Genomic DNA, 15,199 nt, shown 5'->3' with positions numbered 1-15,199 from the left:
TTCGCTCCTTTCTACCTAAAGTGGCTTTAGGTATTTATAATAATTTATTATTCTGAAGTTTAATATTTCTTATATAAGTTTATAATGTATTTTAAAGTTCAACAATTTTTGTTGCAATAGTTTTGTAAAAATCCATGTCATGCTCTACAAACAGTAAAGTTGGTGAATATTCAAGAAGTAACTCTTCTATTTGCATACGGGAGATAATATCAATAAAGTTAAGGGGTTCATCCCATATATGCAAATGAACTTTCTCACAAAGACTTTTTGCAATCAACACTTTTTTCTTTTGACCACCGCTAAAAGATGACATATCTTTTTCAAATTGAACTCTAGAAAAATCAAGTTTTCTTAAAATGGATTTAAAAAGACTTTGATCAATGCCATTATTTAAAGCATAGTCAGTCAAATTGCCCTGAAGATGTGATGTATCCTGAGATACATAAGATATTTTAAGGTTACTTCCTTTTCTAAAAGTTCCTGTATAGTTTATATTCTCATCACAAATAAGTTTGATAATACTTGATTTTCCTGAACCATTTTTGCCTATAAGGGCAATTCTGTCACCTTGCTCAATAGTAAATCCCATATTTTCACAAACCATCTTATCACCATAAAAAATCGAAACATTTTCAAGTTCCACAAACCGGCTTTTATGATAAGTAAGTTGAGAAATTTTTAGGCTGTCAGAACTCTCAATATTTTTAAGAAGTTTAGACTTTTCTTCAATAGCAGATTGTTGTCTTCTTTGGATTGACTTGGATCGTTTCATCATTTTAGCGGATTTATGACCAACATAACCTTTATCCAATTTAGAACCAGAGTTTGTTGTTCCTTGTTTTGATTTTTCTACTTCTTGTGACCAATTACCCATTCGTTTAGCAGATTTTGATAAGCGATTAATATCTTTTCTAAGCTTTTCATTTTCTGCAAGCTGAAAGTTATCCTGTCTTTTTTTATTTTCCCACCAACAGGAAAAATTGCCTTTTTCAATTTCTATATTTGTTTTGTTAATAGAAAGAATATGGTCAATACAGTTATCAAGAAAAATTCTGTCATGTGATACCAAAATAAAACCACTTTTAGTATTGAGATAGTCACTAACAAGTTTTCTTGCATTCATATCAAGGTGATTAGTTGGTTCATCAATCAGTAAAAAACTGTTTTCTTTAAGAAACAAAGTTGCAAGCAGTACTTTCGTTTGCTCTCCGTATGATAATGAATCAAATGGTCGATATAAAATATCTTGAGAAAGTTCCAATAATGAAAATTCACGTATCAATTTCCAGTTAAGATAGTCTGGGAAAATATCACTGATTACATCAATTGTAAGGTTTTCCTTATGTGCTACATAGAAAGGAAAATACTCAAAATTAACATTTGCAGAAATATTACCGCTGTAGTTATATTTACCAAGCAGCAAATTAAAAAATGTTGTTTTTCCTCTACCATTTCTCCCTGTAAACCCTAATTTCCAATCTGTATCTATTTGGAAACTTACATTTTCAAATATGTTATCGTAACTACCATCATAACTAAAGGTTAGATTTTTAACATTTATTAAAGACATAATTTTATCCTCCTGTATAAAAATATAAGCTGCAAGAAAGTCAATTCTTGCAGCTCATAAATACAGCAAAGCCAAACCCATATTAGGGCATGACGAGAATATATTATCTGAGTGAAAAATTAGTAACTTTCTTGCATAAGCACAACAAAACAAGCGGAATTGCCCGCACCCACAATTTTATTATGCTTTGTAAAATTAGCAAGAAAAATTACTCATCTTTTCAACTCCAATCATCATGTTTTTTTAATTGTATCATATTGATTTCCAAAATTCAACAAACAAATGAATCAAACTCATGGATGAATAAAAATATAATTTATTACACTATTTAAGGAGATTGTTCATTGTATTTATGGTGTTATATAGTCTCTTTTAATATACTCAAGCTATTTATTTTTAATTTTTTTCTTTTTAGGTTTTGACATTGGCAACTCTTTATAAGTTACAGATACAATTTCACTCAAATATTCCCTATCATCTAAAGATTCAATGAGAAATGAGGGCTTTGCACCTTTATAAGCAGGAGCTTCTATAGCTTCATGCAATAATTCTTTACCATTCTTCGTTATCTTTAAAAAAAATTGATTATCACATATTAGTCCTATTATTTTTTCATTACAATAGACTCCATAGTCTCCAAACATTTTCCTATAAGTTATATTGCCAGCCCCACTTATTTGATCACAAACATATTCTACAAACTCTATATTTGAAGCCATATTTATACCTCCTAATTTAAAATTTAAACATGAATCTTTAGTAAAAGTCACTTTGACTTTCTTTAAAATACCTTATTAAACATATTTTATCATATAAATTACCATTGGTTATAAAAATTAATCAATTCATCTCATAAGTTCTAACAATATATTCCTTAGCTTTTTAAAAATCCTGTGCATTTTTATTGTAACTTCTAAATACCAATTGTATTAGAGCGTTTAAGTCTAAACCTAATTATTTGAATAATAGTAATTAATACAAATCATACAACTACACCCCTTCAGAAATAACAGCCTTATTTTTATATAATTTTGCATAAGTACTTAAAATAAGAAATAATATCCTATATAATTAAATAAAAATATAAAGAATACGGAAGGATTTTATATGAAAAATTTATATGTAAGAAGATTATTTGATAATAATAAAATAACTCCTTATTCTAAGCTTACATTAAGCAACCACAGAACAAAGAGTTATGTTTGAATTCCAATTTATGAACTTTTAAAATTTTATTATTATTGTGATATATCTACTATTCTGTTGAAAATCTTCTTTTGTTTATTAATTTTATCTTTATTTCCCATGACTAAAAAAATATTTTGCTTAATAACATCATCTACCATTTTAGCCATTTTATTTATATCTTCTTGAGTAGTGCCTAATATTTCATTTAATTCTTTTTCATAGTCCTTTTGAGTTTTTCCCATTATCATCTGTTCTTGATTTTCCATTGCATTTACCACTTGTGAGTTAGACCCTGTAATTTTTTTAATGGCCCCTATTTTATATTTCATCAACTCATAATTATTCGCCTTAAAATTTTTTAAATAGGAGGTTAAATTATCAAATATCTCCAAAGATTTAGGAATATCAGGCATTCTAGCAATATCAAAATAAATGTTACCATCTTGGTTTATGATTGCATTTCCACCATAGCCACCGTTTGTACGTGACTTTTCAAACAGATAGTTGTTCAATATAGCTTCAAGAACCTTCATGCTTCCACTGTAACTATAACCTAGCTTTTTGAAGTTATATCCTTTAATCACTGCATTTATATTTGGGGAGTTCGTAATAAAGGCCTCATTTCTTGTAGTATCTTTAAATGTATAATTAATTGGTTCAAACTTTATTGACTTACCATATCTTAAAAAGTCAGGAAGATACTTTTTAAAACGTGCGTATGAATCATTTGTACCTATAAATCCAACAGTAATATTATTTTTATTAAATACTGTATTATATACATCTATAAGATTTTTTTGAATTTCACTCCACTTCGAATCAAAGTTACTATGAATATCACTTAAAAAATAATAACAACGCAATCCCTTTAAATTTTCAATGTATCTGTTTTTTTCAGAAAAATATCCTGGGAAGCGATAATATATAATATAATTTTTCGCTGAACTCTTTGATTCATTAATAAAACCTTTTATTTCATCTTTGTTCTTAAAATCAAAGTTAGTAATTATTTCCTTCAATAATTCTAGCGATTTGTCTATATTGTCATCTGGTGCAATCACACTTGCTTTGATTTTAGGAGAATATTTTGAAGTTGAATCAAACCTTCCATAAGCATCTGCTGAAAAATCGATGTTGCCATATGTAGCATTATTCACTCCACTTGTCTTCTTAAATTTATCATATATGTTGTTGCTACCATTTGTAAGAATAGAGCACAAAAGATCCAAGTATGGAATTTGCTGTTGTTTTATCATAGAAGTATCAAAATATAAATTGTAATAAGCAGAACCCTTTGTTTCAAATGGTGTATACATCATTTTTGCACCATTTAATGAACTGATATTAATAGCTGGTTTATCAAGTTTAATATCGGAAACATCTAATAAAGGCAATGTAGAAATAGCTTTTTCGGAACTAGCTTCTTTCTGCCATTTTTTTAATTCATTTGTGTCTGAAATTATTTTATCAAGCTGACTTTTAGATAAAGTATTAACATCAATAACACCATTATTCCTCACACTATCATTCTGCTTTGCTTTTAATGTAACAAGAGATTTATGGTTATTATCTATAAGATATTTCTGAATAATATTTTCAAGATATCTTTCGTCCTGCTCTTTCTTTAAAACATTGATCAATCTGTCCCCATCAAGATATGCTTTTGGGTCACCCCCATTTATCCAAGAAAACATAATATTACGACGAATTGATTTGGTACCAAGGTTTGGATCTAAGTTATCATCACTTTTTTGAGTTTCATAGGTCATCATTAAGGATTTTATAACTTCCTTATCTATTCCGTTTGTTACAATATCTTTTAATGTATCATTAATAATTTTTTGGAATACCTTTTTTTGACTTTCATCTGTCTGATTGCATGAAATATAAAAAATTGGCTGTGCGAATTCTTTAAGCAATCCACAGTTTCCTAAACTAAGTCCCTTATCTGCGGCTGATTTATTTAGCTTTGGAATCAGAATATCACTAATTACCTCAAGAGCATTTACTACCTCTGTGTTTGTAGCTTTATCAATTACATAACTCTGCGAAAAATAAGTACTGTTTTTATCTGGAGTACCATCAATTGTATAATAATATGTCTTTTCAACACTCTTTTCAAAAGGTTTTTGCAAATTCACTTTAATATCGAATTTTTTACTAGTAAATTTACTTAGATAGTTGCTGTCTATATACTCAAGCGCTTCATCTATATTTAAATTTCCATAAAGATATATATAACTGTTTGATGGATGATAGTATTTTTTGTAGGTATTCAATACTTTATCATATGTAACATTTGGAATATCTTCTTTATTTCCCCCTGTATTCCATTTATATATAGTATCTGGTAACACTGACTCAATGGATTTGTCTACTAGAGTCTCCTCCGAATTTTGTGCACCCACTTCGCCATATACTACACCAGTATACCTAACCTTTGATTTATTCCCATCTAGTTCATAATGTCCTCCTTCCTGAAGAAATATATTGCGGTTATTTAGAAAATTTGGGTAAAATACTGCATCACAGATTACTCCCATAAGATTCATATAATCCTTATTATTAGAGGTTTGTATATAAAAATCTGTATGATCATCAGCAGTACCTGCATTTGCCTTACTGCATAATGATTGGTTGGCCATTGTCATTAAAGCATTATTAACTGGATATTTTTTTGATCCGCCCAGTATACAGTGTTCAAGTACGTGATTAACTCCTGTATTATCAGATGGTTGCGTACGAAAACTGATGGAAAAAGCTTTATTGGGATCAGCATTCTTTAAAAATACTAGCTTAGCACCACTTTTTACATGAATATATTCCATTACTGTGGTTTTAATACTATTAATATAAGTTTGCTTGACAAGTTTAAAGCCATATTTTGTGCTATCACTATTTACAGATGCAGCAAAAACCAAACTGAAATTGGCACACTGAACTATTAAAGCAAACAGCAATATAAAAGCTACTTTCTTTTTTATGAATTTCATAAATATTCCCCCTCACGTCTTAATAATTAAAGTAACTTATTTAATTTCACTTCTATACTATCAATTTCAAATATATTATTGTTTAATTTCATCTTATTAAAGTCTTAAGATTTACTTAAGAATAGAGTTTATTCTTAATATTTTTTTCTTTATACATAAAAGCTTCTTTATCTATACAATTACGATATAGGTAAAGAAGCTTTTTTTGCAAAATACAAATTTTTTTCTCATTTAAACTTTTATATATTAAGTTAAAAACAATTTGTAAACACACAACAATCTGGTTTATATATTAAAAGGAAGGGTAACTATAAATTTAGTAGATTCCTCATTACTTTCAGCCGAAATAGTACCACCATGAGCATCGATAATTTCTTTTGCAATAGCAAGCCCCAAACCTGCTCCACCCGTACTGGTAGAACGAGCAGTGTCTAAACGGTAAAACTTTTCAAAAATCTTGTCCAATTTATTTTTTGAGATAATTTTTCCCTGATTGATAAAGACAATAACTATACTGCACTGTTGCCGCTCTGCTGAAATTTGGATCGTACTATTCTCATAACTATAAGCAATCGCATTCTTGAGAATATTATTAAAAACCCGTGCTATCTTGTCTACATCCCCATATACTTTAAGATCATCTTGCACATTTACTTCCACTTTTTTCCCTTTTGGTACAAGCATGGGATAAAACTCATCTGCCATCTGCAAAAGCATAAACTGTAGATTGATCTCTTTCTTATTTAGTACAATGGTTGTCATATTAAACCTTGTAATTTCAAAAAACTCATTAATGAGTTGCTCTAAGTGGTAGGCTTTTTCAAGAGTAATACCAACATACCTTGCTTTTTGCTCTACGGGCATATCCTTAGCCTCATCCAAAAGGTTGAGATAGCCAATTACAGATGTCAAGGGTGTTTTGATATCATGTGCTAAATATACCACTAATTCATTTTTTCGTTGCTCTGATTCCTGAGCAGATTTTTTTCTTTTTTCCAAAGTGATTTTTATTTTATTTAGTTTCGCCTCCATAAAAGCCATCTCAGGAGATAGAGTAATTTCATCAACTGATTCCTCTAACAGTTGGTCCAGTCCATCACTAACTTCGCTAAAATATTTTATAAATCGTGAGAGAGATTGATAAAAAATAAATAGCAATAATACATATAAACCAATTGACATCAGTAAACCTTTGTTGTTTCTGAGTAAATATTGGTAAATTTTACTTGAAGCATTTGAGTCAAGATGCAACCCACTTTTACAGAAATCAATAAAATTTTCAATAAAAAAATTCTGTAAAAACCCATCCAAAAGAATATATTCTATTCCCAATCCTATAAAAATTGTAATTCCTCCAATTAAAAGGACTCGAATAAATATCTTACTTTTTAATTTGCTAAAATCATTTTTCAATTTTATAACCAACCCCCCATACCGTTTTGATATATTTAGGATGCTCTGCGCTATCATGCATTTTTTCTCTTAAATGCCGGATATGAACCATTACTGTATTATTGTTGTTGGTAAAATATTTATCTCCCCATACCTCATGGAATAATTCTTCCAAACTAACTACCCGTCCACGATTTGAACACAAAACCCAAAGAATTGAAAACTCTTTAGGAGTGAGAGAAAGTTTTCTCTCATTCAGCATACATTCATGGTTATCCATGTCTAGCACCAGCCCAGAAAAAGCAATCAAATGCTCTTCTTTGCTTGACTTTGTAGAATTATACTTGGTAAATCTCCGAAGCTGCGCCTTTACACGGGCAATCAGCTCCAATGGGCGAAATGGCTTGGTAATATAATCGTCCGCACCTAACGTAAGCCCAGTAATCTTATCAATCTCTTCTTCCTTAGCCGTCAGCATAATAACTGGGAAATTATACTTTTCCCTTATTTGCTGACAGATTGAAAAACCATCTACATCAGGAAGCATTACATCTAAAATAACAAGATCTAGCTTTTCATTTTCAATACAATTAAGAGCATCCTCGCCATTATAAAATTTGAATACATTATAGTTCTCGTTTTTGAGATAAACTTCTATCAAATCCGCAATAGCTTGTTCATCATCAACTATCAAAATATTTGCAGCCAAAAGTATCATCTTCTTTCTTTTAATCATATGTTCACATAAATATTACATAACGAAGTGAAAAACCATTTCTTAACTTTTTCCTTATTAAAATTCTTATCATATAAAACTTTAACCACTTATTTTATCAAACGAATATCATTTTAACATTCAACTGTTCCAATATCAATCAAATAAAGGGTAGATTAACCTTAGTTTACAAGGTTTGTCTACCCTTTATTATATAACAAAATTTATGTGTACAACATGATTGGTTTATTAATAGTCCATAATATATTCTTTATACAACTATGAATAGCAATTAAATTGAAAAGTAAAACTTATTTGTATATAATATTCATATAATGAAAGTTTTGGATAAATTGTTTTCAATTTAATAATTATGAATTTGATGTCTCATTTATATTGTTCATAATTAAGTTAACAGGAGGACTTATAATGAAAAAACATTTAAGTGAATTACAAGTATATAGTGGAATAGCAATATTATTCGTTACATTTATTCATAGTAATGCATACTATTTAACGCAAATACTACAATTAAAATCATATATTGATGCTGGGATATTCTTCAATTTTATTGATAAAATTGTCCATGTTGCAGTTCCCATGTTTATATTTATAGCTGGATATAAATTTACAATGAATAATAAAAATGAAAAGTTTCTAGATTTTCTAATAAAGAAAGTACAAGCTATACTACTGCCTTTTCTTACAATTAGTATATTTTGTTTATCTGTACATTGTGGTAAGTACTTAATTTTTAAAACAAATACTAGTCTTAAATTAATCATTTATGATTTTTTTAAACAATTTATTCTTATTTTTTTTGGCATAAATGTAGCTTATCAATTATGGTATATACCAATGTTTTTGTTTTTAATATTAACATATCCTTTTTTACTAAAATATATTAAAAATATAAGATTAAGACTATCACTTCTTATTTTTTTATTAATCACTTGGCCGATTATAGTAGGACATATACATATTCCTATTATATCCCGCCTACTAAGTTTTCCTGCTTTTAATTTTATTTGTTACCTTTACTTATATGAAATAGGCTCGTTATTTTGTTTAAATAAGATGTATTTAAAAGATGGTAAAAAAATAATACTGCTTTATGTAATTACTTTACTATTATCAAGTTTAATAAAAAATAAGACTCATAGTTCCTTGTTTACAATAATAGTATTAAATCCTATTTCAGTAATGGCTTTTTATTATATTTCAATATACATTAAAAATAATAAGTTATTTTTAATTTTAGGCAAATATTCATTTTATATATTCTTATTTCATGAACCATATTTTATAAGTAAAATTTCGTTATTGATAAAATCACAAGGATTATATATTTCAGGACTAATTGCGCCAGTTGTATCTATACTCTCTATTATATTAAGTATTTTTTTGTATAAAATTTTAAGAAAACTATCAATTGCAAAATACTTATTAGGTATTCGATATAAAAATGTAACAATAGAACGCTGTAAAAACATTCAAATTAACACTGATTAAACTTTGAATGAAGTAGCGCTTAGAAATATTTAAAAAGTAAAATTCTAAAACGGATAACTACATATATTTAGGGAAACTATTCCTATGTCATAATTAAAAAGAACAGTGGTTGAGTTCTAACATCACCACTGCCCCTTATTATAATATCAAATAATCCTCTATTAGATTATACATGTAATTCATCAAAGATAACTCCATGTACATTAAGCCAATCTTTATTGAAAGCTTCTGAGGATAGCACTTGATAAAGGTCTCCAATTTAAACATATACAAGCCTTTTTTGAGATTTTATATACTCTTTACTTTAATCCTCTTACTGGTTTTGTCATATCTGAATCTCCATCCATAATGACTGGATTTGGAGTTTTAGATTTTTTATTTTTACTATCATTTTCTTTTTTCTTTTTTGATTTAGTTGACATAAATTGCTCTCCTTTATTTATAAATCTAAATTTCCATTGGTTGATTTATAAAACAAACTTACTATAAAATCAACAATTCTTATAAAATACTATATGTTATTTTGTAGTTTTTGCCTTTTTAGTATTTGCTTGATGTTTTTGATTAGTTTCCTTAGAACCAGAACGTTTTTCAGTTCCTTTCTTAGCCATAATATATTCACCTCTTTTCACTTAGATTTCTATAGTATTTTTTACAATACGTTTTTTTTAATACATCTATTTGAAATTACATTAGAATAATGTTGCGACTTAATGAATAACGGCATAGAAATAGATTTTTCTAAATATATGTAGTTATCCATTAAACCTTCAGTACGCAAAGAAGTACTAAAGGCGTAGCCTTCTAAAAACCCTACCCTCACTATGCGTCGTCCATGACGCAGTTCGGCTGCAGGAGTCCATTCCTGCAATTACGGATTTTTAGAATTCTACACTTTAAGTACTTCTAATTGCTACTTCAAAGTTTAATCGGCTAACTACATATATAAGAAAATCTTATTCCTATGCCTTGATTTTTTTATAATTAATACAGCTTAACATGCACATTGGGGAGAATAGGAAGACTAAAGGATGATTTTCCTCCTAACGTCAGAAAATCTTTAAACTAAACTGTTTTTTCAGCCTTTTAGCGGTAGTATGTATGTTTATTTAGTATTTTATAGCAACTATCTTTTAATCTTAAGTTAAGAGATGACTCCCTTAAGCTATCGCTTTTAAGAGCTTACCAGCTCTTTTGTTTGGAACAACGACAAAGAGCATAATGAAAAATCAATTTTTCATTATGCTCTTATTTTTTACTTAGTTTAAAGATTTTCTGACACTAGGAGGAAAATCCTCCTTTACTATTCACTATTCTCTGTTCACTAATCGCTACTGTAATGTTGCGTCGCAACATTATTCTATTATTCTACTTCCATTTTATTTATATACCAGCATCCATACACAATACCTACAATAAACATTGCAATAGCTATCATAACTTGACTTGGCATAATTGAAATATCCTTAATAATTTTATAATTACCACTTATCAACATAAGGTTAGACACTACTGGCAGTGGAAATGGTATAAATGCTCTTACCATTGGTTCACTTAAAAATATAAAACTAGCTACAAGTTGAATACCAATATATATCACCGGAGCAATAATCTTTTTACTTACAAGTGTAATACATGCTGTTACTGTAATCATAAGCATCTGAAAGAAAAATGCCTTTAAAGTTATTATTAAATGTTTAATCATAACTGCTGAACTAAGAGTATCTCTAAAAAATATATAACTGTCCAATGTAAGCATACCAAATTCCACAATATACAATAGTAATGATATTAATATTATAGCTATGATCTTTCCTATATATATTTTCCATCTTTCATGCTTGTATATCATCATTGATAGCATTGTATTATTTTTAAATTCCCACATAAACATATAGGCAGTAAATATATTTGTAGCTGCAAGAAATCCATAAGAAAACACCGCTAAGTTCACCCAAGTGAATAATCCATCAGCATTTTTCATAGCTGCCGGACTTATAGGTACTAAACTGATTTGAATTACAATAAACACTCCCACAATTAATGGAATCCAAATTCTTTTAAACTTTTTCAATTCACACATTACAATATTTAACATAACAACCTCCTGATTAAAGAATACCAAAGTAATTATGTAATATTAAAAACTATTTTTCATAATTACTTACACACTCAAATGTAATATCATATTCCTAATAAATGTTAGCTTTTCTGTAAAATAGAATACATCCTACAACGCCTATAATAAATATAAAAATTCCTAAATATATATCACTATTGCTTATTACCATATTTACTGGTATAGGAACTTGACATACAGTTGTCCTAAGCTTTGCAATAGGTGATGCTGGTAAAATTGAAAATATATAATCACTATACTTACTTTCTAAAAGATAGTGGGCATTTCCCGTTATTAATACCATTGAGTAAATTAATGAAATAATCATGCTTTTACCTATCAAGGCTATTAGAATTGCCAGTGGAGTCAAAGCAACTTGAAAAACAAATGAAATTGTAAATATTTTAAAATGATTTATAAGAGGTTCTGTCGTCAAAGGAGTTTTTAAAAAAATGACTCCTCCCAAAATTACTAAAATATAACTTATCCCATAAATGATAGCCACAACTATTATACTCATTAAAAATTTATTAATTAAAGCTCCAAATCTACCATTAGGATAAGAAAATTCTATAGGGGCTGTTTTATATCTAAATTCTCGAACAAATATAATAGCAATAATATTTGGAATCACTAAAGTAAAAAATATGCCAAAGGCTATAAATTCAAATTTAAAAAAGTATCCATACCAATTTAAAGAAGATACCATTTGTTTATTCATTGTAGTAAACATTAAACAAATTAAGCCAACAAGTAAAATAGTGATATAATATCCCGTTCTTTTTAGTTTCAAAAATTCACTATATAATCCGTCAATCACCTTGTCCACCCCCAGTAAGTCTTACAAAATAGTCTTCAAGGGTATCATTCATAACATTAACCTCATAAACTTCTATGCCTTGTGAAATCATATTCTTTGCAACAGCATTTGATTTATCAAGCATTTCATATACTCTGATTATATTGTTATCTATTACCTCATAATCTTTAATGTTCATGTCCTTCTCTAAAATAGTTACTGCTTTTTTATCATCGCTAACTTTTAAATTAATATAATGCCTATTCTTCTTCTCAAAGCTACTATAATCAATCTCTTCTAAAAGCTTTCCCTTATGAATAATTCCAATCTTTGTTGCAAGCTGCTGTATCTCTCCAAGTATATGACTTGATATAAGTATTGTTATCTCTTTCTTTTTATTAAGCTCTAACAAAGTTTCTCTCATCTCTTTAATTCCCACAGGATCAAGACCATTAGTTGGCTCGTCTAAGATAAGAAATTCTGGTTTATGAAGAAGAGCCCTTGCAACTCCCAATCTTTGCTTCATGCCTAAAGAATATTTATGAACCTTTTTCTTTTTAATATCATAATTAGTAAGCCCAACAATCTCTAAGGCTTCATCTATATATTCCTTATTAGGAATGCCCATTAATCTTCTATGAATATCAAGGTTCTCTCTGGCTGTTAAATTTGGATAAAAACCTGGGGTTTCAATTATTGCCCCTATTCTTCCGAACACAGATCTATCTCTCATCTTTTTCCCAAAAAGCTCATATTCACCTTTTGTTGGAGAAATAAGTCCCATTAACATTCTTAAAGTTGTCGTCTTTCCTGCACCATTTCTCCCTAAAAATCCATATATCTCACCTTTTTTAATATTCATACTAATATTATCAACTACAGCTGTAGCACCGTATCGTTTTGTAAGATTATAAGTTTTTAATATATTTTCCATTGATTTTCCTCCCCTTTAATATAAACAAAAGATTATCCCTTACTGATATACATAATAAGAGATAATCCTTAAATACAAGCTACGTAATTATTACAAATTTATTAAATCTTTTTCAGCTATTTAATAAAAACTATAAAATAGTATTTTTGTATTTATAACTAAAAAACTTTATATGAATAAATGATTTTTCAATTATATACTAAATAAATTATATAATAATGCTACAATAAATACTTTATTTCTGTAAAGTATTTATTGTAGCAAAGTATTTGTTTTAGCTATATTACGAGCCATATATAGGATATTTAGTACTAACTATACATTTAATTTTTAAATATTTATTCTTTCTATTAACTCTTAACCCTTACTAACTGGCAGCTTTACCGTAAAAATTGTTTTTTCATAAGGTGTACTTTCAACCTCTATACTTCCCTTCATATCCTCAGCCAGCTTTTTTGCTATACTAAGTCCAAGACCACTTCCTTGAAGATTTCTGTTTCTAGACTTTTCTGCTGTGTACAGTCTATCAAAAACATAAGGAAGTCCATTTTTATTAATACCTTTTCCTTTATCCCATACACTAAGCTTTACCCATTGGTCATCCACTGTTAAATCAATTCCTATTACTTTTCCTTCATATCCATATTTCAAACTATTTGAGATAAGATTAGTTATAATTCTATTTGTACTGCTTTTATCTCCAAGAGCGAAAACCTCTTCATCTCCTATATTTATCTTTGGAGTTATGTTTCTTTCATTTATTTCATTCATAAAAGTAATTATATTTTGTCTTACTATTTCAGATATATTAAACTTTTCAATAACTATCTCTACATCATTACATTCAAGCTTTGCCATTTGAAAAAACTCTTCCATAAGCTCTTTTAAATTAACTCCTCTTTCTCTGATAATATTAATATATTCTTCTTTCTTTTCTTCTATAATAGAATTATCTGAGAGAAGGTCAACATACCCCATAAGAGCAGTAAGTGGCGTTCTTATATCATGAGAAATATTTGAAATCATCTTTTGGTGTTGTTCTTTATAGTTTTTATTATCAATAGAAATATGCTGATATCTATCAAGAAAAATATTAATTTGCTTCACCAATTCTTTTTTATTTCCACTTAAATTATAAAACTTTATTCTTTCCCTTGAATGATTTTCTAAGATATCTCTTAACTTTCCAGTAATCATTTTAGTTTTTCTTTTATCATTAAATAAAAGCATAGACAATATTATAATAACAATTACTAATAACCATATCATACTCTATTACCTACCAATTTATATCCTATACCCCAAACAGTTTCTATAAGTTTAGGGTTATTAGGGTCATCTTCTATCTTACTTCTAAGTCTTCGCATATGTACCGTTACTGTATTATAATCTGATAAAAACTCTTCTCCCCATACACTGTCATATATCTGAACTTTAGTAAATACTCTATTTGGATTTTCAAAGAAAAGCTTAAGAATTTTTATTTCCTTTGCAGTAAGTGTAAGTTCTTCACCTTTTTTTGTAACTGTGTAATTATTCATATCAAATTTCACATTGCCATACTGATATATCCTATTTTCTCCATCATTTTTAGTTTCATTATAATAGATTGCTCTTCTTATATTGGACTTAACTCTTGCTATAAGCTCTGGTACTGAAAAAGGCTTTACAATATAATCATCAGCCCCCATACCTAGTCCTATTATTTTATCACTATCCTCTCCCTTTGCAGAAAGTATTATAATAGGTACTTTGCTTTTTTCCCTAATTCTCCTCATTGCCTCAATGCCATCCATGACAGGCATCATAATATCCATAATTACCATATGGTATTCTCCAGCTAGAAATTTCTTCACTGCTTCCTCACCATGAAACGCTTGATGAGCATCATAACCTTCTTTTACCAATGCTTCTTTTATCATATTATTTATATTCAAATCGTCTTCTGCAACTAATATATTTAACTTTTTCATAATA

The 15,199-nt window shown here is 28.4% G+C and carries 12 protein-coding genes and 1 pseudogene; 1 reads left to right on the top strand and 12 read right to left on the bottom strand.

Annotated features, from left to right (window positions below; translation table 11 throughout):
* Positions 1–91: 91 nt before the first annotated feature.
* From OW729_RS08010 to vanR, 5 genes are all read right to left on the bottom strand, one after another.
* Positions 92–1,570 (bottom strand): Lsa family ABC-F type ribosomal protection protein, encoded by a 1,479-nt coding sequence (locus tag OW729_RS08010; protein ID WP_268060958.1) that lies wholly within the window; start codon positions 1,568–1,570, stop codon positions 92–94.
* A gap of 386 nt (positions 1,571–1,956) precedes the next feature.
* Complete coding sequence (locus OW729_RS08005) at positions 1,957–2,289, bottom strand: TfoX/Sxy family protein (protein WP_268060957.1); 333 nt, start codon at positions 2,287–2,289, stop codon at positions 1,957–1,959.
* A 519-nt stretch (positions 2,290–2,808) separates the two neighbouring features.
* Positions 2,809–5,751 (bottom strand): insulinase family protein, encoded by a 2,943-nt coding sequence (locus OW729_RS08000; RefSeq protein WP_268060956.1) that lies wholly within the window; start codon positions 5,749–5,751, stop codon positions 2,809–2,811.
* 285 nt (positions 5,752–6,036) lie between these two features.
* On the bottom strand, positions 6,037–7,176 hold the full coding sequence (locus OW729_RS07995; protein ID WP_407647650.1) for a sensor histidine kinase: 1,140 nt from the start codon (positions 7,174–7,176) through the stop codon (positions 6,037–6,039).
* Entirely contained in the window at positions 7,154–7,852 is a 699-nt protein-coding gene (gene vanR, locus OW729_RS07990; protein WP_268060954.1) for a VanR-ABDEGLN family response regulator transcription factor, read from the bottom strand. Before vanR ends, OW729_RS07995 begins: the two co-directional genes overlap by 23 nt.
* Positions 7,853–8,287: 435 nt before the next feature.
* On the opposite strand from vanR, the gene OW729_RS07985 reads away from it, so the two are divergent.
* Positions 8,288–9,370: an acyltransferase family protein gene (locus OW729_RS07985; RefSeq protein ID WP_268060953.1), complete on the top strand. Its 1,083-nt coding sequence runs from the start codon at positions 8,288–8,290 to the stop codon at positions 9,368–9,370.
* Positions 9,371–9,455: 85 nt separating this feature from the next.
* On the opposite strand, the pseudogene OW729_RS07980 reads toward OW729_RS07985, so the two are convergent.
* The 7 genes and pseudogenes from OW729_RS07980 to OW729_RS07950 form a co-directional block, all read right to left on the bottom strand.
* Positions 9,456–9,662: pseudogene (locus tag OW729_RS07980) on the bottom strand (terminase large subunit); the annotation flags it as partial.
* 7 nt (positions 9,663–9,669) lie between these two features.
* The gene (locus OW729_RS07975) at positions 9,670–9,792 is read right to left on the bottom strand and encodes a hypothetical protein (protein ID WP_268060952.1); all 123 of its coding nucleotides are present in this window, start codon (positions 9,790–9,792) and stop codon (positions 9,670–9,672) included.
* Positions 9,793–10,733: 941 nt separating this feature from the next.
* Positions 10,734–11,468 carry an ABC transporter permease gene (locus OW729_RS07970; RefSeq protein ID WP_268060951.1) on the bottom strand — a complete coding sequence of 245 codons (735 nt, stop codon included), beginning with the start codon at positions 11,466–11,468 and terminating at the stop codon, positions 10,734–10,736.
* Between the two features lie 94 nt (positions 11,469–11,562).
* Positions 11,563–12,309, bottom strand: a complete 747-nt coding sequence (locus tag OW729_RS07965) for an ABC transporter permease (RefSeq protein WP_268060950.1) — start codon at positions 12,307–12,309, stop codon at positions 11,563–11,565.
* On the bottom strand, positions 12,302–13,222 hold the full coding sequence (locus tag OW729_RS07960; RefSeq protein ID WP_268060949.1) for an ABC transporter ATP-binding protein: 921 nt from the start codon (positions 13,220–13,222) through the stop codon (positions 12,302–12,304). The genes OW729_RS07965 and OW729_RS07960 overlap by 8 nt, the downstream gene beginning before the upstream one ends.
* Before the next feature lie 357 nt (positions 13,223–13,579).
* Positions 13,580–14,491 (bottom strand): sensor histidine kinase, encoded by a 912-nt coding sequence (locus OW729_RS07955; RefSeq protein ID WP_268060948.1) that lies wholly within the window; start codon positions 14,489–14,491, stop codon positions 13,580–13,582.
* Complete coding sequence (locus tag OW729_RS07950) at positions 14,488–15,195, bottom strand: response regulator transcription factor (RefSeq protein WP_268060947.1); 708 nt, start codon at positions 15,193–15,195, stop codon at positions 14,488–14,490. Before OW729_RS07950 ends, OW729_RS07955 begins: the two co-directional genes overlap by 4 nt.
* Between the last annotated feature and the right edge of the window lie 4 nt (positions 15,196–15,199).

Origin of the sequence: Clostridium brassicae (assembly GCF_026738875.1) — a bacterium.
In the GTDB taxonomy this organism is placed as follows: domain Bacteria; phylum Bacillota; class Clostridia; order Clostridiales; family Clostridiaceae; genus Clostridium_H; species Clostridium_H brassicae.
Note: the sequence above shows the minus strand (reverse complement) of the source record. Positions and strands in the feature narration are given on the sequence as shown.

Coding starts and splice junctions, on each gene's coding strand:
- OW729_RS07975 (WP_268060952.1), bottom strand. CDS start 9,792: ATGTCAACTAAATCAAAAAAGAAAAAAGAAAATGATAGTAAAAATAAA.
- OW729_RS07985 (WP_268060953.1), top strand. CDS start 8,288: ATGAAAAAACATTTAAGTGAATTACAAGTATATAGTGGAATAGCAATA.
- OW729_RS08010 (WP_268060958.1), bottom strand. CDS start 1,570: ATGTCTTTAATAAATGTTAAAAATCTAACCTTTAGTTATGATGGTAGT.
- OW729_RS07970 (WP_268060951.1), bottom strand. CDS start 11,468: ATGTTAAATATTGTAATGTGTGAATTGAAAAAGTTTAAAAGAATTTGG.
- OW729_RS07960 (WP_268060949.1), bottom strand. CDS start 13,222: ATGGAAAATATATTAAAAACTTATAATCTTACAAAACGATACGGTGCT.
- OW729_RS07955 (WP_268060948.1), bottom strand. CDS start 14,491: ATGATATGGTTATTAGTAATTGTTATTATAATATTGTCTATGCTTTTA.
- OW729_RS08005 (WP_268060957.1), bottom strand. CDS start 2,289: ATGGCTTCAAATATAGAGTTTGTAGAATATGTTTGTGATCAAATAAGT.
- OW729_RS07950 (WP_268060947.1), bottom strand. CDS start 15,195: ATGAAAAAGTTAAATATATTAGTTGCAGAAGACGATTTGAATATAAAT.
- OW729_RS08000 (WP_268060956.1), bottom strand. CDS start 5,751: ATGAAATTCATAAAAAAGAAAGTAGCTTTTATATTGCTGTTTGCTTTA.